The 24,308-nt window shown below is 72.3% G+C and carries 18 protein-coding genes; 17 read left to right on the top strand and 1 reads right to left on the bottom strand.

Annotated features, from left to right (window positions below; all coding sequences use genetic code 11):
- Positions 1-12 precede the first annotated feature (12 nt).
- The 13 genes from ACZ6X9_RS21480 (at position 13) to nuoN (ending at position 15,930) form a co-directional block, all read left to right on the top strand.
- Complete coding sequence (locus ACZ6X9_RS21480) at positions 13-567, top strand: NuoB/complex I 20 kDa subunit family protein (RefSeq protein ID WP_185943878.1); 555 nt, start codon at positions 13-15, stop codon at positions 565-567.
- On the top strand, positions 564-1,277 hold the full coding sequence (locus tag ACZ6X9_RS21475; RefSeq protein WP_469779561.1) for an NADH-quinone oxidoreductase subunit C: 714 nt from the start codon (positions 564-566) through the stop codon (positions 1,275-1,277). Before ACZ6X9_RS21480 ends, ACZ6X9_RS21475 begins: the two co-directional genes overlap by 4 nt.
- The gene (locus ACZ6X9_RS21470; RefSeq protein ID WP_469779560.1) at positions 1,277-2,698 is read left to right on the top strand and encodes an NADH-quinone oxidoreductase subunit D; all 1,422 of its coding nucleotides are present in this window, start codon (positions 1,277-1,279) and stop codon (positions 2,696-2,698) included. Before ACZ6X9_RS21475 ends, ACZ6X9_RS21470 begins: the two co-directional genes overlap by 1 nt.
- A gap of 112 nt (positions 2,699-2,810) precedes the next feature.
- Positions 2,811-3,647 (top strand): NADH-quinone oxidoreductase subunit NuoE, encoded by an 837-nt coding sequence (nuoE, locus tag ACZ6X9_RS21465; RefSeq protein ID WP_469779643.1) that lies wholly within the window; start codon positions 2,811-2,813, stop codon positions 3,645-3,647.
- The gene (nuoF, locus tag ACZ6X9_RS21460) at positions 3,644-5,026 is read left to right on the top strand and encodes an NADH-quinone oxidoreductase subunit NuoF (RefSeq protein WP_469779559.1); all 1,383 of its coding nucleotides are present in this window, start codon (positions 3,644-3,646) and stop codon (positions 5,024-5,026) included. The genes nuoE and nuoF overlap by 4 nt, the downstream gene beginning before the upstream one ends.
- The gene (locus ACZ6X9_RS21455; RefSeq protein ID WP_469779558.1) at positions 5,023-7,542 is read left to right on the top strand and encodes an NADH-quinone oxidoreductase subunit G; all 2,520 of its coding nucleotides are present in this window, start codon (positions 5,023-5,025) and stop codon (positions 7,540-7,542) included. The genes nuoF and ACZ6X9_RS21455 overlap by 4 nt, the downstream gene beginning before the upstream one ends.
- A 71-nt stretch (positions 7,543-7,613) precedes the next feature.
- Positions 7,614-8,963, top strand: a complete 1,350-nt coding sequence (nuoH, locus tag ACZ6X9_RS21450) for an NADH-quinone oxidoreductase subunit NuoH (protein ID WP_469779642.1) — start codon at positions 7,614-7,616, stop codon at positions 8,961-8,963.
- Positions 8,956-9,561 (top strand): NADH-quinone oxidoreductase subunit NuoI, encoded by a 606-nt coding sequence (gene nuoI, locus ACZ6X9_RS21445; RefSeq protein ID WP_469779557.1) that lies wholly within the window; start codon positions 8,956-8,958, stop codon positions 9,559-9,561. The genes nuoH and nuoI overlap by 8 nt, the downstream gene beginning before the upstream one ends.
- Positions 9,558-10,382 (top strand): NADH-quinone oxidoreductase subunit J, encoded by an 825-nt coding sequence (locus tag ACZ6X9_RS21440; RefSeq protein ID WP_469779556.1) that lies wholly within the window; start codon positions 9,558-9,560, stop codon positions 10,380-10,382. Before nuoI ends, ACZ6X9_RS21440 begins: the two co-directional genes overlap by 4 nt.
- Entirely contained in the window at positions 10,379-10,678 is a 300-nt protein-coding gene (nuoK, locus tag ACZ6X9_RS21435) for an NADH-quinone oxidoreductase subunit NuoK (RefSeq protein WP_469779555.1), read from the top strand. The genes ACZ6X9_RS21440 and nuoK overlap by 4 nt, the downstream gene beginning before the upstream one ends.
- Positions 10,679-10,691: 13 nt before the next feature.
- Positions 10,692-12,647 (top strand): NADH-quinone oxidoreductase subunit L, encoded by a 1,956-nt coding sequence (nuoL, locus tag ACZ6X9_RS21430; RefSeq protein ID WP_469779554.1) that lies wholly within the window; start codon positions 10,692-10,694, stop codon positions 12,645-12,647.
- Positions 12,648-12,649: 2 nt separating this feature from the next.
- Positions 12,650-14,263 (top strand): NADH-quinone oxidoreductase subunit M, encoded by a 1,614-nt coding sequence (locus tag ACZ6X9_RS21425; protein ID WP_469779553.1) that lies wholly within the window; start codon positions 12,650-12,652, stop codon positions 14,261-14,263.
- Complete coding sequence (nuoN, locus tag ACZ6X9_RS21420; protein WP_469779552.1) at positions 14,260-15,930, top strand: NADH-quinone oxidoreductase subunit NuoN; 1,671 nt, start codon at positions 14,260-14,262, stop codon at positions 15,928-15,930. The genes ACZ6X9_RS21425 and nuoN overlap by 4 nt, the downstream gene beginning before the upstream one ends.
- A 234-nt stretch (positions 15,931-16,164) precedes the next feature.
- Here the strand turns inward: nuoN and fahA are convergent, their stop codons facing one another.
- Positions 16,165-17,358: a fumarylacetoacetase gene (gene fahA / locus ACZ6X9_RS21415; RefSeq protein WP_469779551.1), complete on the bottom strand. Its 1,194-nt coding sequence runs from the start codon at positions 17,356-17,358 to the stop codon at positions 16,165-16,167.
- 266 nt (positions 17,359-17,624) lie between these two features.
- Between fahA and ACZ6X9_RS21410 the strand changes: the two genes are divergently transcribed.
- The 4 genes from ACZ6X9_RS21410 to ACZ6X9_RS21395 all read left to right on the top strand — a co-directional run bounded on the left by ACZ6X9_RS21410 (position 17,625) and on the right by ACZ6X9_RS21395 (position 24,302).
- The gene (locus ACZ6X9_RS21410) at positions 17,625-18,923 is read left to right on the top strand and encodes a carboxylate--amine ligase (RefSeq protein ID WP_469779550.1); all 1,299 of its coding nucleotides are present in this window, start codon (positions 17,625-17,627) and stop codon (positions 18,921-18,923) included.
- A gap of 458 nt (positions 18,924-19,381) precedes the next feature.
- Positions 19,382-20,587 carry an FAD-dependent oxidoreductase gene (locus ACZ6X9_RS21405; protein ID WP_469779549.1) on the top strand — a complete coding sequence of 402 codons (1,206 nt, stop codon included), beginning with the start codon at positions 19,382-19,384 and terminating at the stop codon, positions 20,585-20,587.
- Positions 20,588-21,032: 445 nt separating this feature from the next.
- Positions 21,033-22,043, top strand: a complete 1,011-nt coding sequence (locus ACZ6X9_RS21400) for a polyprenyl synthetase family protein (protein WP_469779548.1) — start codon at positions 21,033-21,035, stop codon at positions 22,041-22,043.
- 972 nt (positions 22,044-23,015) lie between these two features.
- Positions 23,016-24,302, top strand: a complete 1,287-nt coding sequence (locus ACZ6X9_RS21395; RefSeq protein WP_469779547.1) for a LolA family protein — start codon at positions 23,016-23,018, stop codon at positions 24,300-24,302.
- Positions 24,303-24,308 lie beyond the last annotated feature (6 nt).

The raw sequence follows: 24,308 nt of genomic DNA, 5'->3' as shown, positions 1-24,308 counted from the left end.
GGGCCACCGCACATGGGTCTTGAGGAGAAGCTGCCCAGCGGCTTTCTGCTGACCACCGTCGAACAGGCCGCCGGCTGGGTCCGCAAGGCGTCGGTCTTCCCCGCCACCTTCGGCCTCGCCTGCTGCGCCATCGAGATGATGACCACCGGCGCCGGCCGCTACGACCTCGCCCGCTTCGGCATGGAAGTCTTCCGCGGCTCCCCCCGCCAGGCCGACCTGATGATCGTGGCGGGCCGGGTCAGCCAGAAGATGGCGCCGGTGCTGCGCCAGGTCTACGACCAGATGCCCAACCCCAAGTGGGTCATCGCCATGGGCGTCTGCGCCTCCAGCGGCGGCATGTTCAACAACTACGCGATCGTCCAGGGCGTCGACCACATCGTCCCCGTCGACATCTACCTGCCCGGCTGCCCGCCGCGCCCCGAGATGCTCATGGACTCGATCCTCAAGCTGCACAAGAAGATCCAGGGCGAGAAGCTCGGCCCGCACCGGGCCGAGGCCGACCGCGAGGCCGAGCGGGCGGCGCTGAAGTCCCTGCCCCTCATCGAGATGAAGGGACTGCTGCCGTGAGCGAGCAGGACCGTCCGGACGAGCGGGTCCCCGTCCAGCGTGGTGACACCGGCGAGGTCATCGGCGTCCGCAGGGGCATGTTCGGCGCGAACAACGGCGGTGACACCACCGGCTACGGCCGCCTGGTGCGCACCGTCCGGCTGCCCGGCGAGACCGCCCGGCCCTACGGCGGCTGGTTCGACGAGGTGGCCGACGAGCTGGAGGGGGCGCTGGAGGAGCAGGGCGTCGTCCCGTCGCACGCCATCGAGAAGACCGTCGTCGACCGCGGGCAGATCACCTTCCACATCGCCCGCGAGCACCTGCCGCGCGTCGCCCGGACGCTCCGCGACGACCCGGCGCTCCGCTTCGAACTCTGCGTCGGCGTCAGCGGCGTCCACTACCCCGGCGACAAGGGCCGCGAGCTGCACGCCGTCTACCACCTGCGCTCGGTGACGCACGCCCGGCTGATCCGGCTGGAGGTCACCGCCCCGGACGCCGATCCGCACGTGCCGTCCGTCGTCGACGTCTACCCGGCCAACAACTGGCACGAGCGCGAGGTCTACGACTTCTTCGGCCTGGTCTTCGACGGCCATCCGGCGCTCACCCGGATCATGATGCCGGACGACTGGCAGGGCTTCCCGCAGCGCAAGGACTACCCGCTCGGCGGCATCCCCGTCGAGTACAAGGGCGCTCAGATCCCGTCTCCGGACCAGCGGAGGTCGTACACCTGATGTCCACCAGCGAATCCCCCACGAGCCCGCACGGTTCCGCGAACGCGAACGGCACGGCGGCGGATCCCGGGGAGCCCCAGGGCACCCAGGGCGCCCGAGGTCCCAGAAGCACCGAAGGCCCCCGCGAGACCACCGAGGGGCCCGTCTACACCGTCACCGGCGGGGACTGGGACGAAGTCGTCGCCGCGGCCCGGAAGACCGACGACGAGCGCATCGTCGTCAACATGGGCCCCCAGCACCCCTCCACCCACGGCGTGCTCCGCCTGATCCTGGAGATCGACGGCGAGACGGTCACCGAGGCCCGCGCGGGCATCGGCTACCTCCACACCGGCATCGAGAAGAACCTCGAGTACCGCAACTGGACCCAGGCCACCACCTTCGTCACGCGCATGGACTACCTCATGCCGCTGTTCAACGAGACGGTGTACTGCCTGGGCGTGGAGCGGCTGCTCGGCATCGAGGACCAGATCCCGGAGCGGGCGACGACGCTGCGCGTGCTGCTCATGGAACTCAACCGCATCTCCTCGCACCTGGTGTTCGTGGCCACCGGCGGCATGGAGCTCGGTGCCACCACGGTCGCCATCTTCGGCTTCCGGGACCGGGAGATGATCCTCGACATCTTCGAGCTCATCACCGGCCTGCGGATGAACCACGCGTACGTCCGCCCCGGCGGCCTCGCCCAGGACCTGCCGCCCGGCGCGGTGGACCAGGTGCGCGAGTTCGTGAAGAAGATGCGCAAGAACCTGACCGAGTACGACAAGCTCGCGGTCGGCAGCCCCGCCTACAAGGCCCGCCTGCAGAACGTCGGGTACCTCGACCTCACCGGCTGCATGGCCCTGGGCGTCACGGGCCCGGTGCTGCGCGCCGCCGGACTCCCGCACGACCTGCGCAAGTCCGAGCCGTACTGCGGCTACGAGACGTACGACTTCGACGTACCGACGGTGGACACCTGCGACGCGTACGGCCGCTTCCTGGTCCGGCTGGAGGAGATGCGGCAGTCGCTGCGGATCATCGAGCAGTGTCTGGACCGGCTGGAGCCGGGACCGGTCATGGTCGCGGACAGGAAGATCGCCTGGCCCGCGCAGCTCGCCCTGGGGCCGGACGGTCTCGGCAACTCCCTCGACCACATCAAGAAGATCATGGGGACTTCGATGGAGGCCCTGATCCACCACTTCAAGCTGGTGACGGAGGGGTTCCGGGTGCCGCCGGGGCAGGCGTACGCGTCCCTGGAGTCGCCGCGCGGCGAGCTCGGCGCCCACGTCGTCAGCGACGGCGGAACCCGCCCGTACCGGGTCCACTTCCGCGACCCCTCCTTCCACAACCTCCAGTCCATGGCGGCGATGTGCGAGGGCGGCCAGGTCGCCGACGTCATCGTCGCGGTGGCGTCCATCGACCCCGTGATGGGAGGCGTCGACCGGTGAGCGTCGCACGCGCGGCCGCCGGGCCGCAGACGACCGTGATGGCCGCGCCTCTGCGCCGCGCGGGCGGAGAAGCGAACGAGGAGGCGTGGTGACGACGGAGACGCATCTGGGGATGCCGCAGCTCCCCGCACCCGACTACCCCGCCGACGTACGCGCCCGGCTGGAGGCCGATGCGCGGGAGGTGATCGGCCGGTATCCCGACAGTCGCAGCGCGCTGCTGCCGCTGCTGCACCTGGTGCAGGCCGAGGAGGGGTACGTCACCCGCACCGGCATCCGCTTCTGTGCCGGGCAACTGGGGCTGACCACCGCCGAGGTGACGGCGGTCGCGACGTTCTACACCATGTACCGCCGCGAGCCGAGCGGTGATTACCAGGTGGGGGTGTGCACCAACACCCTGTGCGCGGTGCTCGGCGGCGACGCCATCTTCGACGCGCTCAAGTCCCACTTGGGCGTGGAGAACGGGGAGACCACCGGCGACGGCAAGGTCACCCTGGAGCACATCGAGTGCAACGCGGCCTGTGACTTCGCGCCCGTGGTGATGGTCAACTGGGAGTTCTTCGACAACCAGACCGTCGAGAGCGCCAAGCGCCTGGTGGACGACCTCCGCGCCGGGCGCACGGTGGAGCCCACGCGCGGGGCGCCGCTCTGCACGTACCGCGAGACCGCTCGCATCCTGGCCGGCTTCCCGGACGAGCGGCCGGGCGCGGTGGAGGCAGGTGGCGGCGCCGGGCACGCCTCGCTGGCCGGGCTGCGGCTGGCGAAGGGCGAGACCGGCCCGGCGCGCGTCGGTCCGCCGCGCGGCGCACCGCCGTTGGGCGAGCGCCCCCCGGAGCATCCGAGCTCTCACGACGCGCCCCAGCCCACGTCCGCCTCGGATCCCACACACCCCAGCGGGCCGGTCACCGGGAACGGACCCGCCACCGGGACCACCGAGGAGGGGGAGGAATGACCGTGTCCACCGACTACGGCGGAACGACCCCGCGGCCGGACGCCGGGGGCGGCGACGGCCCCGAGAAGCTGCTCGCGCCCGTACTCAGCGCCTTCTGGGACGAGCCCCGCTCCTGGACGCTGGAGACCTACCTCCGGCACGACGGCTACCAGGGGCTGCGCAAGGCCCTGGCGATGCCACCGGACGACGTGATCGCCTACGTGAAGGACTCCGGACTGCGCGGCCGCGGCGGCGCGGGCTTCCCCACCGGGATGAAGTGGCAGTTCATCCCGCAGAACGACGGCAAGCCGCACTACCTCGTCGTCAACGCGGACGAGTCCGAGCCGGGCACCTGCAAGGACATCCCCCTCCTCTTCGCCAACCCGCACTCCCTCATCGAGGGAATGATCATCGCCTGCTACGCGATCCGCTCCGAGCGCGCCTTCGTCTACCTGCGCGGGGAGACCGTCCCCGTGCTGCGGCGGCTGCACGAGGCGGTGCGCGAGGCGTACGCGGCCGGCTACCTCGGCCGGGACATCCTCGGCAGCGGAGTGCACCTCGACATCACCGTGCACGCGGGCGCGGGCGCGTACATCTGCGGCGAGGAGACGGCCCTCCTCGACTCGCTCGAAGGACGCCGCGGCCAGCCCCGGCTCCGGCCCCCCTTCCCCGCGGTGGCGGGCCTCTACGCCTGCCCCACTGTGGTGAACAACGTCGAGTCCATCGCCTCGGTTCCCGCGATCCTCAACCGGGGCAAGGAATGGTTCCGTTCGATGGGCAGCGAGAAGTCCCCGGGCTTCACGCTGTACTCGCTGAGCGGCCACGTGGCCCGCCCGGGCCAGTACGAGGCGCCGCTCGGGATCACCCTCCGCCAACTGCTCGACATGAGCGGCGGGATGCGCCCCGGCCACCGGCTCAAGTTCTGGACGCCCGGTGGTTCCTCGACGCCGCTGCTCACCGACGAGCACCTGGACGTGCCGCTGGACTACGAGGCGGTGGGCGCCGCCGGTTCGATGCTGGGCACCAAGGCGCTCCAGTGCTTCGACGAGACCACCTGCGTCGTCCGGGCGGTCACCCGGTGGACCGAGTTCTACGCCCACGAGTCCTGCGGCAAGTGCACACCCTGCCGCGAAGGCACGTACTGGCTCGTGCAGTTGCTGCGCGACATCGAGGCGGGCCGCGGCCGGCTCACCGACCTCGACAAGATCAACGACATCGCCGACAACATCAACGGCAAGTCGTTCTGCGCCCTCGGCGACGGCGCGGCGAGCCCGATCTTCTCCTCGCTGAAGTACTTCCGGGCCGAGTACGAGCAGCACGTCAAGGGCCGTGGCTGCCCCTTCGACCCGGCGAAGTCCACGGTGTGGGCCGACCAGTCGCACCCGGAGGTGCACGTATGACCGTCACCACGTCCGCGCCCTCCGGCGGGGGGAACGCGGCCGTACCCCCCGACGACCTGGTGTCCGTCACCATCGACGGCATCCCGGTCTCCGTCCCCAAGGGCACCCTCGTCATCCGGGCCGCCGAAATGGTGGGCATCGAGATCCCCCGGTTCTGCGACCACCCGCTGCTCGACCCGGTGGGCGCCTGCCGGCAGTGCATCGTGGAGGTCGAGGGCCAGCGCAAGCCCATGGCGTCCTGCACCATCACGTGCACCGACGGGATGGTGGTGAAGACCCAGCTCACCTCCCCGGTCGCCGGGAAGGCGCAGACCGGGGTGATGGAGCTGCTGCTCATCAACCACCCGCTGGACTGCCCGGTGTGCGACAAGGGCGGCGAGTGCCCGCTGCAGAACCAGGCGATGACCGCGGGCCGCGCCGACACCCGGTTCGAGGGGCGCAAGCGCACCTACGAGAAGCCGGTGCCGGTCTCGCCGCAGATCCTGCTGGACCGTGAGCGGTGTGTGCTCTGCGCCCGCTGCACGCGGTTCTCCGACGAGATCGCCGGCGACCCGATGATCGAGCTGCTGGAGCGCGGGGCGCTGGAGCAGGTCGGCACCGGCGAGGGCGACCCGTTCCTCTCGTACCACTCGGGCAACACCATCCAGATCTGTCCCGTCGGCGCGCTGACCTCGGTGGCGTACCGGTTCCGCGCCCGGCCGTTCGACCTGGTGTCGTCGCCGACCGTCTGCGAGCACTGCGCGGGCGGCTGCGCGACCCGCACCGACCACCGGCGCGGCAAGGTGATGCGCCGGCTCGCGCAGGAGGACCCCGAGGTCAACGAGGAGTGGCTGTGCGACAAGGGACGCTTCGCGTTCCGCTACGCGCAGCGCCCCGAGCGGCTGGAGACGCCGCTGGTCCGTACCGCCGAGGGCGTCCTGGAGCCGGCGAGCTGGCCGGAGGCGCTGGAGGCGGCGGCCCGCGGGCTGACCGCCGCGCACGGCCGGGCCGGAGTGCTGACCGGCGGCCGGCTGACGCTGGAGGACGCCTACGCGTACGCCAAGTTCGCGCGCGTCGCCCTCGGCACGCACGACGTCGACTTCCGCGCCCGCGTGCACAGCGGCGAGGAGGCCGACTTCCTGGCCGCCCGGGTGGCCGGCCGCGGCCGGGACCTCGACGGCGAGGGGGTGACGTACCGCTCGCTGGAGCGGGCGCCGGCCGTGCTGCTCGTCGGCTTCGAGGCGGAGGAGGAGGCTCCGAGCGTCTTCCTGCGGCTGCGCAAGGCGTGGCGCAAGCACGGCCAACGGGTCTTCTCCGTCGCGCCGTTCGCCACCCGCGGGCTGGAGAAGGCGGGCGGGACGCTGCTGCCCGCCGCCCCCGGCACCGAGCCCGAGTGGCTGCGCGCCCTCGCCGACGGCACCGCACAGGACGCGCGCGCGGCGGCCGAGGCGCTCCGCGCGGAGGGCGCCGTGATCATCGTCGGTGAGCGGGCGGCCGGGGTGCCGGGGCTGCTCACCGCGGCCGTGGCGACGGCCGCCGCGACCGGCGCGGAACTGGTGTGGATCCCGCGCCGGGCCGGGGAGCGCGGCGCGGTCGAGGCGGGCGCCCTGCCCGGGCTGCTGCCCGGCGGCCGGCCCGCCACCGACCCGCGCGCCCGCGAGGAGACGGCCGCCGTGTGGGGCCTGCCCGAGCTGCCACGCGGCGCGGGCCGGGACACCGGACAGATCGTCGAGGCCGCCGCCGACGGCGCGTTGGGCGCGCTGGTCGTCGCCGGGGTGGAGCCCGCCGACCTCCCGGACCCGGCGCGGGCGCGGCAGGCGCTGGACGCGGTCGGCTTCCTGGTCGCGCTGGAGCAGCGGCCGAGCGAGGTGACGGACCGGGCGGACGTGGTCTTCCCCGTCTCGGCCGTCGTCGAGCGGTCCGGCACCTTCGTCGACTGGGAGGGCCGGGCGCGTCCGTTCGAGGCCGCGCTCAAGCCGGACCAGATGGTCCGCCGGCACGTCCTGCCGGACCTGCGCGTGCTGCACATGCTCGCCGACGCCATGGCCGCGGAGGCCGTCGGACCGCACGGCCCGCTGCCGCTGCGGCTGCCCGACGTCCGGGCGGCCCGCACCGAGCTGGCCCGCCTGGGCCGCTGGACCGGCGCCCGCCCCGCCGATCCCGCCGAACCCGCCCGTCCGGCACCCGCCGCAGGCCCGGGCGAGGCCGTGCTGGCCGGCCACCGGCTGCTGCTCGACCAGGGCAGGCTCCAGGACGGCGACGACGCCCTCGCCGCCACCCGGCACCCGGCCGTCGCCCGTCTCTCCCCGGCGACGGCGGCCGAGACGGGCGTCGTGGACGGCGAGCCGCTGGCCGTCACCGGCCCGGCCGGCACCGTCCGGCTGCCGCTGCTGATCACGCCCATGCCGGACCGGGTGGTCTGGCTGCCGCTGAACTCCGCGGGCGGTGGCGTCGCCTCCGACATCGGGGCACGCCCCGGGGAGGCCGTGCGCATCGCGCCCGGCGCGGACGCCGAGGGACCGGAGGTGCTGTCGTGATCCCCGACTGGAACGCGGCCCGGCCGGGGGAGCCCGGCTCCCCGCACGCGCTGGCCGTCGACAACCTGTCGATGTTCGGCCACGACCCCTGGTGGCTGGTGGTCGTCAAGGCGGTCTTCTGCTTCGCGTTCGTGATGGTGACGGTGCTGCTGTCCATCGTCATGGAACGCAAGCTGATCGGCTGGATGCAGCGGCGCATCGGCCCCAACCGGCATGGCCCCTGGGGAATGCTGCAATCCCTGGCCGACGGTGTGAAGCTGATGCTCAAGGAAGACATCGTCGTCAAGCGCGCCGACAAGGTGGTGTACATCCTGGCGCCGATCGTCGCGGCCATCCCGGCCTTCATGGCGATCGCGGTGATCCCGTTCGGCCCGGCCGGCGACGAGGTGTCGGTCTTCGGCACCCGGACCACGATGCAGCTCACCGACCTGCCCATCGGCGTCCTCTACATCCTGGCCACGGCCTCCGTCGGCATCTACGGGATCGTGCTCGGCGGCTGGTCCTCCGGCTCCACCTACCCGCTGCTCGGCGGCCTCCGCTCCTGCGCGCAGATGATCTCCTACGAGATCGCGATGGGCCTCTCGTTCGCCGCGGTCTTCCTCTACTCCGGCTCGATGTCCACCTCGGCGATCGTGGACGCGCAGCAGAACCGCTGGTACGTGCTGCTGCTGCCGGTCTCGTTCATCGTCTACATCGTCGCCATGGTCGGCGAGACGAACCGGGCGCCGTTCGACCTGCCGGAGTCCGAGGGCGACCTGGTCGGCGGCTTCAACACCGAGTACTCGTCCATCAAGTTCGCGATGTTCATGCTCGCCGAGTACGTGAACATGGTGACGGTCTCGTCGGTCGCGGTGACGCTGTTCCTGGGCGGCTGGCGGGCGCCCTACCCGATCTCCGCGTTCTGGGAGGGCGCGAACCACGGCTGGTGGCCGATGCTGTGGTTCGTCATCAAGCTCCAGCTCCTGCTGTTCTTCTTCATCTGGCTCCGCGCGACCCTGCCCCGGCTGCGCTACGACCAGTTCATGAAGCTGGGCTGGAAGATCCTCATCCCGGTGTCGATGGTCTGGCTGATGCTCGTGGCGACGGTACGGGCGCTGCGGAACGAGGACTACGACTTCCGGTCGATCGTCCTCTACGTCGCGGGCGCCGTCGTCGCGATCCTGCTGGTCTCCTTCGTCGCCGACCTCTTCCGGGGACGCGGCGAGCGGGACGAGGAAGCCCCCGGCGGAGACCGCGGGTTCGACCCCATGGCCGGCGGCTACCCGGTGCCGCCACTGCCCGGCCAGACGCTGCCGCCGGTGCCGCGCCGCAGGTCACGGCAGCAACGAGAGCTCAGCGAGGTCTCTGTCAGTGGCGGGGTGCATACTCTGAGTGACGACTCCGGTGGATCTCGTGACGGAAAGGAGGGCGGCGGTGCCTGAGTCCCCCCGCGAGGACGCCCCGCGTCCCCGCAAGAACCCCGTGGCCGGCTTCGGGGTGACGTTCAAGGACGTCTTCAAGAAGCGGCTGACCGAGCAGTACCCCGAGTACAAGAAGCCCACCGCGCCGCGCTTCCACGGCCGCCACCAGCTCAACCGCCACCCGGACGGCCTGGAGAAGTGCATCGGCTGCGAGCTGTGCGCCTGGGCCTGCCCGGCCGACGCCATCTACGTCGAGGGCGCGGACAACACGGACGAGGAGCGCTACTCGCCGGGCGAGCGGTACGGGCGCGTCTACCAGATCAACTACCTGCGCTGCATCCTGTGCGGGCTCTGCGTCGAGGCGTGCCCGACCCGGGCACTCACCATGACCAACGAGTACGAACTGGCCGACAGGAGCCGGGAGTCGCTCATCTACACCAAGGAGGAGCTGCTCGCCGGCCTGGAGGACGGCATGGTCGACTCCCCGCACGCGATCTTCCCCGGTATGACCGAACAGGACTACTACCGGGGGCTGGTGACCGAGGCGGCGCCCGGCACCGAGCGCCAAGTGGCCCTCACCAAGGGCGAGAAGCCCGCCTCCGAGGGGGTGGAGGCGTGAATCTCGCCGCGGACTCCGTCACCTCCACCGGCGAGGCCGTCCAGTTCTGGATCCTCGCGGTCGTCGCCACGGCCGGCGCGCTGGCCACGGTGCTGATGAGGAAGGCGGTGCACAGCGCACTGTCGCTCGCCGGGACCATGATCGTGCTGGCGGTGTTCTACCTCGCCAACGGCGCCTACTTCCTCGGCATCGTGCAGATCGTCGTCTACACCGGCGCGATCATGATGCTGTTCCTCTTCGTGGTCATGCTCGTCGGCGTCACCGCCGCCGACTCGCTGCGCGAGACCATCCGCGGCCAGCGGTGGCTGGCCGCCCTGTGCGGCCTGGGCTTCGGCGTCCTGCTGGTCGCCGGCATCGCCAACGCCTCGCTGCACCACTTCGACGGGCTCGGCCAGGCCAACTCGGGCGGGAACGTCGAGGGGCTCGCCGCCCTGGTCTTCACCAAGTACGTCTTCGCCTTCGAGATCACCGGCGCCCTGCTGATCACCGCCGCGGTCGGCGCCATGGTGCTCACCCACCGCGAGCGCATCCGCCGGGCCGCCACCCAGAAGGAGCTGTCGCGGCAGCGGGTGCGCGAGGGCGCCCACCTCGCGCCGCTGCCCGCCCCCGGCACCTACGCCCGCCACAACGCCAACGACATCCCCGCCCTGCTGCCGGACGGCACGCCCTCCGACCTCAGCGTCAGCCCCACGCTGCGCGCCCGGGGCCAGGTGCGGGACGTCTCCGGCGAGGCGCTCGCGGACCTCGCGGCGCTGGAGCAGCGGTCGCGCGAGTGGCTGGAGCGCGACGGCGGCGAGGACCGGAAGGGAGCCGTCACATGAACCCCGTCAACTATCTCTACCTCTCCGCCCTGCTGCTCACCATCGGGGGCGTCGGGGTCCTGATCCGGCGGAACGCGATCGTGGTCTTCATGTGCGTCGAGCTGATGCTGAACGCCTGCAACCTGGCGTTCGTCACCTTCTCCCGGATGCACGGCAACCTGGACGGCCAGATCATCGCCTTCTTCACGATGGTCGTGGCCGCGGCCGAGGTCGTCGTCGGTCTCGCGATCATCGTGTCGGTCTACCGCGCCCGCCACTCGGCCTCGGTCGACGACGCCAGTCTGCTGAAGCTGTAAGGGGACGCCGCCAATGGAGAACCTCATCGGACTGCTCGTCCTCGCGCCCCTGCTGGGGGCGGGGATCCTGCTCTGCGGCGGACGGACCCTGGACCGGGCCGGACACTGGCTGGGCACCCTGTTCGCGGCCGTCTCCTTCGGCCTGGGCGCGGTGCTCTTCGCCGACATGCTGGGCCGCGACACCGAGGACCGCGCGCTCGACGTCACCGTCTTCCAGTGGGTGCCGGTCGGCGGTTTCCGCGCCGACGTCGGCTTCCACCTCGACCAGTTGTCCATGACCTTCGTCCTGCTGATCACGGGCGTGGGCACGCTGATCCACCTCTACTCCGTGGGGTACATGGAGCACGACGAGCGGCGCCGTCGCTTCTTCGGCTACCTGAACCTCTTCCTCGCCGCGATGCTGCTGCTCGTCGTGGCCGACAACTACCTGCTGCTGTACGTCGGATGGGAGGGCGTCGGCCTGGCGTCCTACCTGCTGATCGGCTTCTGGCAGCACAAGCCGAGCGCGGCGACCGCCGCCAAGAAGGCGTTCCTCGTCAACCGTGTGGGCGACGTCGGCCTGTCGATCGCGATCATGCTGATGTTCACCACGTTCGGCACCTTCGCCTTCGACCCGGTGTTCACCGCGGCCGACCGGGCGGGGGAGGGCAAGCTCACCGCCATCGGCCTGATGCTGCTGCTCGCCGCGTGCGGCAAGTCGGCGCAGGTGCCGCTGCAGAGCTGGCTCGGGGACGCCATGGAGGGCCCGACCCCGGTCTCCGCGCTGATCCACGCGGCCACCATGGTGACCGCCGGCGTCTACCTGATCACCCGCTCCGGCGTGATCTTCGAGGGGGCGCCCGACGCCCAACTGGCCGTGGTCACGGTCGGGGCGGTCACCCTCCTCTTCGGTGCGATCGTCGGGTGCGCGAAGGACGACATCAAGAAGGCGCTGGCCGGTTCGACGATGTCGCAGATCGGCTACATGGTGCTCGCCGCCGGACTCGGCCCGATCGGCTACGTCTTCGCGATCATGCACCTGGTGACCCACGGCTTCTTCAAGGCCGGGCTCTTCCTCGGCGCCGGCTCGGTCATGCACGGCATGAACGACGAGGTGGACATGCGCCGTTACGGCGGCCTCCGGCGGTACATGCCGGTCACCTTCGTCACCTTCGGCCTCGGCTACCTCGCCATCATCGGCTTCCCCGGGCTCTCGGGCTTCTTCTCCAAGGACAAGATCATCGAGGCGGCGTTCGCCAAGGGCGGCACCGAGGGCTGGATCCTCGGCGGCGCGGCCCTGCTCGGCGCGGCGATCACCGCGTACTACATGACCCGCGTGATGATCATGACCTTCTTCGGGGAGAAGCGGTGGGCCCCGGCCCCCTCGCCGGACGCGCCCAGCGCGGAGCCCGCCGCCGAGAAGCACGGCGACGGGACGCATGGCGCCGGTGACCTCCCGCACCCGCACGAGTCGCCGAAGTCGATGACGATCCCCATGATCCTGCTGGCCTTCGGATCGGTCTTCGCGGGCGGTCTGTTCACCCTCAACGACTCCTTCCTGAAGTGGCTGGAGCCCGTCACCGGGCACGAGGAGGGCGACTCCCCGGTCGGCGCGCTGACCGTCACCGGGGCGACCATGGTGGTCCTGGTGATCGGCGTGGCGCTCGCCTGGTTCCAGTACGGCCGCAAACCCGTCCCCGTCACCCCGCCGCGCGGCTCGCTGCTCACCCGGGCGGCCCGCCGCGACCTGCTCCAGGACGACTTCAACCACATCGTCCTGGTGCGCGGCGGCGAGCAACTGACCCGTGGCCTGGCGGCCGTCGACCGCTCGGTGGTGGACGGCGCCGTCAACGGGACCGCCGTCACCGTCGGCGGCCTCTCCGGCCGGATGCGCAGGCTGCAGAACGGCTACGCGCGGTCGTACGCGGTCTCGATGTTCGGCGGCGCGGCGGTGCTGATCGCCGCGACCCTGCTGATGAGGGCGGTTTGATCATGTCATTTCCCCTGCTCACCGCGACGGCCGCGGTCCCCGCCGTGGGCGCGGTCCTCACCGCCGCCGTCCCGGCCGCCCGGCGCGAGGCCGCCAAGTGGCTCGCGCTCCTCTTCTCCCTGGCCACCCTGGCCCTCGCCGCGATCCAGCTCGTCCGCTTCGACCCGGACGGGAAGACGTTCCAGCTCACCGAGTCGCACGCCTGGATCGCGGACTTCGGGGTCCGCTACGAACTGGGCGTCGACGGCATCGGCGTGGTCCTCGTCGCCCTGACGGCGCTGCTCGTCCCGTTCGTCCTGCTGGCCGGTTGGCATGACGCCGCGCCGCTGGAGACGGCGGCGGCCGACCGGCGCTGGCGGCCCACCCAGGGCCTGTTCGCCCTGGTGCTGATGGTCGAGGCGATGGTGGTGATCTCCTTCGAGGCCACCGACGTCTTCCTCTTCTACGTCTTCTTCGAAGCCATGCTCATCCCGATGTACTTCCTCATCGGCGGCTTCGGGGACCGCACCGGGGAGTCCGCCGACGCGGGCGAGGCGGCGGCCCGCCGCTCCCGGGCCGCCGTGAAGTTCCTCCTCTACAACCTCGTCGGCGGGCTCGTCATGCTGGCCGCGGTGGTCGGCCTGTACGCGGTCACCGCCGACCAGCTCGGCACCGGCACCTTCTCGCTCCGGGAGATCGTCCAGGCGCGCGCCGCCGGCGACCTGACGTTCGCCACCGTCACCGAACGGGCCCTGTTCCTGGGCTTCTTCTTCGCCTTCGCGGTCAAGGCGCCGCTCTGGCCGCTGCACACCTGGCTGCCCAACGCCATGAGCGAGGCCACCGCGCCCGTGGCCGTCCTGATCACCGCCGTGGTCGACAAGGTCGGCACCTTCGCGATGCTGCGCTTCTGCCTCCAGCTCTTCCCTGGGGCGTCGAAGTGGGCCACCCCCGTGATCATCGGGCTGGCGCTGGTCAGCATCCTCTACGGCGCCCTGCTCGCCGTCGCCCAGCGCGACATCAAGCGGCTGATCGCCTACGCGTCGATCTCCCACTTCGGCTTCATCATCCTGGGCGTCTTCGCGATGACCACCCAGGGCCAGGGCGGCGCCACGCTCTACATGGTCAACCACGGGATCTCCACGGCCGCGCTGATGCTGGTCGCCGGCTTCCTCATCAGCCGCCGCGGCTCCCGGCTCATCGCCGACTACGGCGGGGTGCAGAAGGTCGCCCCGGTCCTCGCGGGCACCTTCCTCGTCGGCGGTCTGGCCACGCTGTCGCTGCCCGGCCTGGCGCCGTTCGTCTCCGAATTCCTCGTCCTGGTCGGCACGTTCACCCGTTACCCGGTGGCGGGCGCCATCGCGACCGTCGGCATCGTCCTCGCCGCCCTCTACGTCCTGGTGCTCTACCAGCGCACCATGACCGGCCCGGTGAAGGAGCCGGTCCGGGGCATGCCCGACCTGAAGGCGCGGGAGCTGGTCGTCGTCACCCCGCTGATCGCCCTGCTCCTCGTCCTGGGCGTCTACCCGAAGCCGGTGACGCGGATCCTCGACCCCGCCGTCGAACACACCATGTCCCAGGTCCATGAGACCGACCCCCGGCCCGATGTCCGGGTGAGCACCGCGGAGGGCGCGAAGTGAGCCGAGCAGCCGCCGTCCACAGCCTGTGGACGGAATCGTCCGTGTCGGCGGTCCTCGCCGACGCCCCCAGGAAGATCCCCGCCCCGCACATCGAGTACGCCCAGCTCTCACCGGTGCTGATCGTCCTCGGCGCCGCCCTGGCGGGCGTCCTCGCCGAGGCGTTCCTGCCGCGCCGGTCCCGCCACCTCGCCCAGCTCGCGATCACCGTCGTCGGGCTCGCCGCCGCGTTCGCCGCCGTCGTCGCGCTCGCCGCCAAGGGCTACGCCACCGGCAAGGCGCACGTGGCGGCGATGGGAGCGGTCGCCGTCGACGGCCCGGCCCTCTTCCTCCAGGGGACGATTCTCCTCGTCGCCCTGGTCGCCGCCCTCGGCTTCGCCGAGCGCCGGCTCGACCCCGCCGCGCACGGCCGCCCCGTCGACTCCTTCGCCGCCCAGGGCGCCGCCGTCCCCGGCGGCGACGCCGAACAGGAAGCGGTCAAGGCCGGCTGGACCACCAGCGAGGTCTTCCCGCTGCTGCTGTTCGCGGTGGCCGGCATGCTCGTCTTCCCCGCCGCCGACGACCTGCTGACCCTCTTCGTGGCGCTGGAGGTCTTCTCCCTCCCGCTGTACATCCTGTGCGCCCTGGCCCGCCGCAAGCGGCTGCTCTCCCAGGAGGCGGCCGTCAAGTACTTCCTCCTCGGCGCCTTCTCCTCGGCGATCCTGCTGTTCGGCGTGGCCCTGCTCTACGGCTACGCCGGTACCGTCACCTACTCCGGCATCGCCGACGTCATCAGCGGCACCGTCCGCACCGTCTCCCCGGCGCTCGCCTCCTCCACGGGCAACGACGCGCTGCTCCTCATCGGCGGCGCGATGGTCCTCATGGGCCTCCTCTTCAAGGTCGGCGCGGCGCCGTTCCACATGTGGACGCCCGACGTCTACCAGGGCGCCCCCACGCCCGTCACCGGCTTCATGGCCGCCGCCACCAAGGTCGCCGCCTTCGGCGCCCTGCTGCGGCTGCTCTACGTCGTCCTCCCCGGGCTGCGCTGGGACTGGCGGCCGGTCATGTGGGGCGTCGCCATCCTGACCATGCTCGTCGGCGCGATCGTCGCCGTCACCCAGACGGACGTGAAACGGCTCCTCGCCTACTCGTCCATCGCCCACGCCGGCTTCATCCTCGCCGGCGTCATCGCCGTCAGCCCCGACGGCGTCTCCTCCGTCCTCTTCTACCTCGCCGCCTACTCCTTCGTGACGCTCGGGGCGTTCGCCGTCGTGACGTTGGTGCGGGACGCCGGCGGCGAGGCGACGCAACTGTCCAAGTGGGCCGGACTCGGGCGGCGTTCACCGCTCGTCGCGGCCGTCTTCGCGGTCTTCCTGCTCGCCTTCGCGGGCATCCCGCTGACCAGTGGGTTCGCCGGAAAGTTCGCGGTCTTCAAGGCGGCGGCCGCCAGTGGGGGCGCTCCGCTGGTGATCGTGGGTGTGGTGTCGTCGGCGATCGCCGCGTTCTTCTACATTCGGGTGATCGTGTTGATGTTCTTCAACGAGCCGCGGGCGGACGGGCCCACGGTGGCGGTGCCGAGTGCCCTGACGTCGGTGACGATCGGGGTGGGGGTCGCGGTGACCTTGGTGCTGGGGGTGGCGCCGCAGTACTTCCTGGAACTGGCGGGGGACGCGGGGGTGTTCGTGCGGTAGGGGCGCCTGCGGCGGGCGGTGCCCCGGTCCCGCCCCTTCGCCGTTTCCCGGGGCTCCGCCCCGGACCCCGTTGTCGCGGCTTCGCCGCTCGTCCTCAAACGCCGGACGGGCTGGATAGTGCCTGGGCGGGCAGGCCAGCCCGTCCGGCGTTTGAGGACAACCGCGCGGAGCGCGGTTTCGGGGGTGCGGGGGCCCGCCCCGCAAGAAACGGTGAAGGGGCGGGGCTGGGGCTTCCTACCGGCCTCCGGCCGGAAGCACGCGCCCCGCGACCTCCCCCAGCCCGATGCGCGCCCCGTCGCGCCCGGGCGCCCAAGCCGTGATCACGACCTCGTCCCCGTCCGCGAGGAACGGCCCCTTCCCCTTGGTGATCTCCAAGAGACAGCCGAGCTGATCCGGCTCCGGCCCGCTCACCGTCCCGGACGCGTAGAAGTCGCCGGTCCGCAGCGACGCGCCGTTCACGGTCATGTGGGCGAGCTGCTGCGCCGCCGTCCAGTACATGGTGGAGAAGGGCGGCCGGGAGACGACCTCGCCGTTGACGCGGACCTCCAGGCGGATGTCGATGCCGCCGGGCTCGGGCGCCGAGGAGTCGTCGAGGTACGGCAGGAGCGGGAAGTCCCGGGCCGGGGGCGAGACGCGGGCCGCGTCGAAGGCTTCCAGGGGGGTGATCCAGGCGGACACCGACGTCGCGAAGGACTTGCCGAGGAACGGGCCGAGCGGCACGTACTCCCAGGACTGGATGTCCCGCGCGGACCAGTCGTTGACGAGGCAGACGCCGAAGACGTGGTCGCGGAAGGCGTCCAGCGGCACGGGGGTCCGGGCGGGCGCCGGGGTGCCGACCACGAAGCCGACCTCGGCCTCGATGTCCAGCCGCCGGGAGGGGCCGAACGACGGCAGGTCCTCGTCGGGCGCTTTGCGCTGGCCCTGGGGCCGTACGACGTCCGTGCCCGAGACGACGACCGTGCCCGCGCGCCCGTGGTAACCGATCGGGAGGTGCTTCCAGTTGGCCGGCAGCGCCTGGCCGTCGGGGCGGAAGATGCGGCCCGCGTTGGTGGCGTGGTGCTCGCTCGCGTAGAAGTCGACGTAGTCCGCGACCTCGAACGGGAGGTGCAGCGTCACCTCGTCCAGCGGGTGGGCGTGGCCGCCGGGCAGGGTGCCGTCGTCGAGCATGCCGCGGATCTCCGCGCGCACCGCCTGCCAGACCGGGCGGCCGGCGGCCATCAGGGGGTTGAGCACCGGCTGGTCCAGCAGATCGGCGTACGCCGACCCGCGCTCGGAGGCGGCGGTGGCCGCGTCGAGTACGTACGCGCCGTAGCGCACGCCGATCCGCGGGTGGTCGGGGGCGCCCGGGGTGGTGAAGACGCCGTAGGGGAGTGCTTCCGCGCCGAAGGGGTCTCCTTCGGGCAGTTCGTGGGCACTGTGCTGGGGCATGGGTCTCGCGGCCTCGCCTTCTCCACTCGGAATGCACGTCGCCATGCACGTCGGATGCACGGGAGCCACACATTACGGGTTGACGGCCGACGGGCAAGAGCTGTTCGAGGGGTGTTCCCGTGCCATGAAACGGTGTTCCAAAGCGGGGAAAAGGTAGGGCAATGTCCGGTAACTCCTTGCTGGAGCCGATGATTCCGAAGTAGCGTCCTAAGTCGGGTCACACACAGTGGGGGGCCGCTGAGGCGGGGTGGCCGAGGGGGGAGCTGGTGGCGAGCAGGAGCGCGTCCGTATCGGCGGACCGGTCAGTGCCCGGGTTGATCGTGAAGTTCGGTGACTATCCCCTGCACCATGGCGGTGTCGGTGCGATCCGCAGCCTCGGAAGACTCGGTGTACCGATGTACGCCATCACCGAGGACCGGTGGACTCCGGCGGCCGTCTCGCGGTACCTGAGCGCCGGATTCGTCTGGCCGACGACCGGTACCGAACGGGCCGGGGAGCTGGTGGCGGGCCTGCTCCGGATAGGTGAGCGGATCGGCCGCCCGACCGTCCTGCTGCCCACCGACGAGGAGGCGGCCGTGCTCATCGCCGAGCACGCGGACAGACTGGCCGGGCCCTTCCTCTTCCCGCCCGTGGAACGGGAGTTGCCGCGGCGGCTGGCGAGCAAGAAGGGTCTGTACGAGCTGTGTGTGGAGCACGGGGTCCCGGCCCCGGCGACGCTGTTCCCCGCCACCTACGAGGAGATCGAGAAGTACGCCGGGACCGCCGTCTTCCCGCTGGTGGCCAAGAACCGCGAGGCGTTCGAGCGCCGCCGCCGGCCGGCCGTGGCCGGGACGACGCGGATCGCCGACGCCCGCCGGCTGCTGGAGCTGGCCCGTGACTGGGGGCCCAGCCCGGGCGTGATCCTCCAGGAGTACCTGCCGCGTGAGGAGGCCGAGGACTGGATCGTCCACGCCTACTTCGACGCGGACAGCGCACCGCGCGCCCTGTTCACCGGGGTCAAGGTGCGCTCCTGGCCGCCGCACGCCGGCATGACCGCCAACGCCTACGTCGTCGACAACCCCGAACTGGCCGCCATGAGCGCCCAGTTCATCAAACAGATCGGGTTCTGCGGCATCGTCGACCTCGACTGGCGGTTCGACCGCCGCGACGGGCGGTACAAGCTGCTGGACTTCAACCCCCGGATGGGCGCCCAGTTCCGGCTCTTCGAGAACGAGGCCGGGGTGGACGTCGTCCGCGCGCAGCACCTCGATCTCACCGGGCGGCCGGTGCCGGAGGGCGAGCAACTGACCGGACGGCGGTTCGTCGTCGAGAACATCGACCTGCCCGCCCTCGCCGCCTACCGGCGCAGCGGCTACACCACCCCGCACGCACCGGCCCGCGCCAACGGCACGGAGCTGGCGTGGGCGGCGCGCGACGACATGAAGCCGTTCCTGACCATGCTCGCCCGGCTCGTCCGGCCCGGCACCAGACACCTGTGGCAGATGTGGCGCTCCCGGCGCCGCGCCCACGCGGCCGCGGCCCGGGCCGTGACCGCTCCGGCCGTGGTGGCCGAGCGCACGGAGTGAGCGGGGCGCCGGGACGAGGGGGAACCCGGGTGGCAGGGGCGGGCAGGTGAGTGGGACGAGCGGGCGGGGAGGGGGAGCGGGCGTACCGGGCGGTGCTCCGGGCCGGCGGCTCGCCGACCCGGGCGGTACACGGGCGGTACGGGGCAGCCGGCGCACCGCGGGTGTCACGAGCGGCCCGACGGCGCGGAGGCGCGGCCCGTCCGTTTTCCGGCGGGACGTCCGTCACCACCGCCCCGCTCGCCCGGCCGCCCTCACCCGACCGCCGCCGGCCGCCCGGCCCGCGCCGCCCGCTCCCCGTCGGCCCGGACGCTCCGCCGCCGCGCCGGGCCCGCCGCCGCCCCACCCGGGCGCGGCTCCGCACCACCCCCGCAAGGCCCGTGTACGCACCGCGTACACGGAGGTGACGCAGCAGACCGGCCCCGCGGGCGCGGGCCGGGAAACGCCCTGGGAGGGGACACGTGACACTTCCGGTAGCAGTCATCGGGGCCGGGCCCTACGGCCTCTCGACCGCAGCCCACCTGAAGGCGCGCGGTGTTCCGACGCGCGTCTTCGGCTCGCCGATGGTGAGCTGGCGGGAGCACATGCCCGTCGGGATGCTGTTGAAATCCACGCCCTCGGCCTCGGACATCGACGCGCCGCAGCCCGGCCACACCCTGCTCGACTACTGCCTGGAGGCGGGGGAGCGGCGCTACGAGTCCGACTGGGACATCATCCCCGTCGAGACCTTCGCGGCGTACGGGCAGTGGTTCCAGCAGCGGTTGGTGCCGGGCCTGGAGCAGGTGCGGGTGAAGTCCGTGGAGCTGCGCCAGGGAGGTCCCGGGTTCGAGCTCAAGCTGGACTCCGGCGAGCAGTTCGCCGCCCGCGCGGTCGTGGTGGCCACCGGGCTGAGCGGGCTGGCGCGGGTGCCCGCCGAGCTGACCGCGGCGGTGCCCGACGGGCCGGCCGAGGGCGGCCCGTTCTCGCACAGCTCGCACCACCGCGACCTGAGCGGCTTCGCCGGCCGGCACGTCGCCGTGATCGGCGCCGGCCAGTCGGCGCTGGAGACGGCGGTCCTGCTCGCGGAGGCCGGTGCCGCCTCGGTACGGGTCGTGGCGCGGCGGCGCGGGGCGGTCCGGTTCGGGGCGGCGCCGGACGGGCAGTCGGCGCTCAAGCCGGACACGCCGTTCGGGCGGGCCTGGTCGCTGTACGCGTTCTCGTACCACGCGGACGGCTTCCGCCGGCTGCCCCCGCGCTCCCGCGAGTACCTGGTCCGCCGGGTGCTCGGGCCGCTCGGTGCCTGGTGGCTGCGGGAGCGGTTCGTGGGCCGGGTGCAGGTCACCGAGGGCAAGCGGGTGGTCCGGGCGCGGCTGGTGGAGGGCCGCCCGGTGCTCACGCTCGCCGGGGCCGCCGACGGGGTGGAGAGCGAGCTCGCCGCCGACCACGTGATCGCCGCCACGGGCTACCACGTGGACCTGGCCGCCCTGGACTTCCTCGGCGACAGCGTCCGCGCCCGCCTGGTGGCGAGCGCCGGCGGTCCCCGCCTCGGCGCGGGGTACCACTCGTCCGTCCCCGGGCTGTTCTTCACCGGCCTGCCGGCGGCGGCGAGCTACGGACCGGTGATGCGGTTCGTCTGCGGGACGACGTACGCGTCGCCGCGGCTGGCACGGGCGGTGGCGGCGCTCTGACGGTCCGTGTCCGCCGGGCGGTGTCCCCCACAGGGGGCGCTTCCCGGCACACCGTTCCCACGGTGGTGGGGATCGGGACCGGGACCGGTTGCGGGGCCGGGATTGATGGAATCGACTCTTCCGTTTTTGGTCGGTCCCCGTGTGCGTTCGGCCGTCTCCCGCGCTCTCCGTCCCGTGGCCGGACGGGCTGATTCCGGCCCGTCCGGCCCCTATTCAACGGGCGGGGGCCGCCGAGGCCGGGCGGAGGCGGGCGGGAAAACGGCCGGGAAGCAGTCGAGGGGAAGCCGCGAAGAAGGGGACAAAACGCCCCGGGGAGGGTCGGTGGCGGGCCGCTGTTCGGGCAGCCGCCCACGGTGATCCACAACCGACCGGATACGCTGACTTTTGGTGAAGACAGCGACACATCGACAATCCCCGTGATCGCAGGCAGACAGGAGTACCCCTCGTGACCGTCGTCGGGCCCTTCGGGCTGAGCGTGCGGGACCAGGCTCTTGAAGCCGATGTCCAGGCCGGGTTGGCCGCTGTCGAGGAGGGCCTCCTGGAGGCCACCAAGAGCGGTGTGCCCTTCATCACCGAAGCCGCGCAGCACCTGGTCCGCGCCGGCGGCAAGCGCTTCCGGCCGCTGCTGGTGATGCTCGCCGCCCAGTTCGGCGACCCGTACGCGCCCGGCGTCGTGCCCTCGGCCGTCGTGGTCGAGCTCACCCACCTCGCCACCCTCTACCACGACGACGTCATGGACGAGGCGGACATGCGCCGCGGCGCACCCAGCGCCAACGCCCGCTGGGGCAACTCCCTGGCCGTTCTCACCGGCGACTTCCTCTTCTCCCGCGCCTCCCGGGTCCTCGCCGACCTCGGCCCCGAGGCCGTCCGGATCCAGGCCGAGGCGTTCGAGCGCCTGGTGACCGGCCAGATCCTGGAGACCGCGGGCCCGCGCGACGGGCGCGACCCGATCGAGCACTACCTCGACGTCATCGGCGGCAAGACGGGCTCCCTGATCGCCGTCGCCGGCCGGTACGGCGCCATGATGTCCGGCGCGGACGAGCGCGTCGTGGAGATCCTCACCCACTACGGCGAGCGCCTCGGCACCGCCTTCCAGCTCGCCGACGACGTCCTCGACATCGCCAGCGACTCCCACGAGTCCGGCAAGACCCCCGGCACCGACCTGCGCGAGGGCATCCCGACCCTCCCCGTCCTGCACCTGCGGGCCCGCGCCGAGGCCACCGGCGACCCCGGCGACTTGGAGCTGTGCGCCCTGCTGGACGGCGACCTCGCCGACGACGACCGGCTCGCCGAGGTGCTGCGCCGGCTGCGCGCCCACCCGGCCCTGGAGCAGGCCCGCCGCGACACCGTCCGTTACGCGGAGGAGGCGCGCGCCACGCTCGCGCCGCTGCCCGTGGGCCCGGCCAGGGCCGCCCTGGAGGAGCTCTGCGACGCGGTCGTGCACCGCGCGGGCTGAGGCTCCGGCGCTCCCACGCGGGGGCGGGGGTGGAGGCGGCCGTCCCGGCACGGACCGTCTCCGCGCCGCCGGGACGGGCGGTGTGAAGGCGGGATGAGGGCGGGAACAAGGACGGGAACGGTGGTTTCCGTGCGGTGGGCGGACGGCCGCGAGCCGGCCGCGTGGGACCCGGAAGGCGTCGGACTCGCGCCGGACCGGGACTGCGTCGGACCGGACTGCGTCGGACTCGCACCTCGCCGGACCGGACCGGGCCGCGCAGGTCGCCGCAGCGTCGTCCCCGGCCGTGATCAAGGGCGGCCCCGCGAGCGAGAGCGGCCCTCGGCGCGCCCGTGACCGAGTCCTGCCGCAATCGAGTGCCCGGATGAACGAGTCCGGGCGTGACGCGTCCGGATGTGAACGAGGCTGATTCGGCGGTCCCGACCGGCGGGAACCGGCCACGCCTGTCGGCTATACGAACCGGCCACATCCGTCCGGCCACGCGAACGGGCCACATCCGTCCGGTCACGCGAACCGGCCACGTCCCTTCCGGTCACGCGAACCGGCCGCGCCGAGGCGCGGCTCCGGCCCGGGGCGCGCGTACCGGCCGGGCCCGACCGGTACGAGTGCGGTCCGTCCAATTCGGCTGTCCCGCAACGCCGCTGGGGACCACGGCCCCGGCGGTCCGGTTCCGCCCCCGCACTCCCACCCGCATCACCCCACCCGTGGCTGGGCGGAACCCCACTCATCCTCGCGGCGGTTCGTCCCCTAGGGGTTGTCATACCCGAGAGGTACCGTGAGTTGAGTCCGGCGGCTGATGACCGCAGCGCCGCGCCTTGGTGGAATGGACGGAGTCGTGCGGGAGGGCGGCCTGAGGCGAACTCAGGACGATTCTCCCGACTCCGACGCCCCCACCGAGCGGTCGGGCCACAATGAGCCTGGGGATGGGCGAGTGCACGACGCGAGAGACCGCCGCAGACGACGGAGGTAGAGCACATGGCACGGATCCAACCGACACCGGGCGCCGACGGCGGGGAGCCGTCCGGGGCCACCGGGCCCTCGGGGGCCGGCCGCCGCAAGGCCGTCCGTTACGCGGTCCCCGTCGCGGTGGCCGGCGTCGCCGCCGCCACGATCGGCATCGGCTCGGCCCTCGCCACCTCGGGCGACCCCGATCTGCCGAAGATCACCGCCCAGGAGTTGATAGCCAAGGTCGCCGCCTCGGACGTCCAGCGGCTTTCCGGCTCCGTCCGCGTCACCACGGACCTGGGCCTGCCCTCCCTCCCGTCGGGCGTCTCGCTCGGCGGTGCGATGGGCGGCGCAGGCAAGGGCAAGGGGGGCGACGCGAACCCCGCGGGCAAGCTGACCGAGCTCGCCTCCGGCTCGCACACCCTGCGGGTGGCGGCGGACGGTCCGGACAAGCAGCGGGTCTCCATCGTCGAACGCGCCGCTGAGTACAGCCTCGTCCGCAACGGCGACCAGGTCTGGGCGTACGACAGCGGCAGCAACGCGGCGTACCACGCGACCGCCCCCAAGGGCGCCGCGGGCGAGAACCGGAAGCACAAGGTCCCCGAGGGGCTCGCCGACGCCTCTCCGCAGGAGTTGGCGAAGAAGGTCCTCGCCGCGGCGGAGGGCACCACCGACGTGGCGGTCGACGGCACGGCCAAGGTGGCCGGCCGGGACGCCTACCGGCTGACCCTCACGCCCAAGCAGAGCGAGTCGACGGTCGGTTCGATCCGGATCGCCGTGGACGCGAAGAACGGGGTGCCGCTGAAGTTCACGCTCACCCCGAAGGGCGGCGGGAAGGCGGCCGTCGACGTGGCCTTCACCAAGGTCTCCTTCGACCGGCCGAGCGCCTCCACGTTCGCGTTCACCCCGCCCAAGGGGGCGAAGGTGACCGAGGGGCGGCCGGGTGAGGACGGGCACGGCATGGGCAAGGGCCGCCTCCCGGCCGCCCCCGGGACGGACACCGCGTCCGCACCGAAGGTGACGGGCACGGGCTGGGCGACCGTCGCCGAACTCGACGCCGGCAAGGGCGCGGGCGGCATGGGGGCCGGCAAGGGCGTCGGCCCGAAGGGCGGCCCGCACGCGAAGGGCGCGGGGGACGCGAAGGGCATGGAGAAGCTGCTCGACAGCTTCGGCTCCAAGGTCACGGGCTCGTTCGGCTCGGGCCGGATCGTCAGCACCCGTCTGGTGAACGTGCTGCTGACGGACGACGGCAAGGTGTACGCGGGCGCGGTCACCAAGGAAGCGCTGCTGAAGGCCGCGGACTCCGCCACCCGGTAGAACGGG

The organism is Streptomyces sp. NPDC052910 (assembly GCF_055585605.1).
Note: the sequence above shows the minus strand (reverse complement) of the source record. Positions and strands in the feature narration are given on the sequence as shown.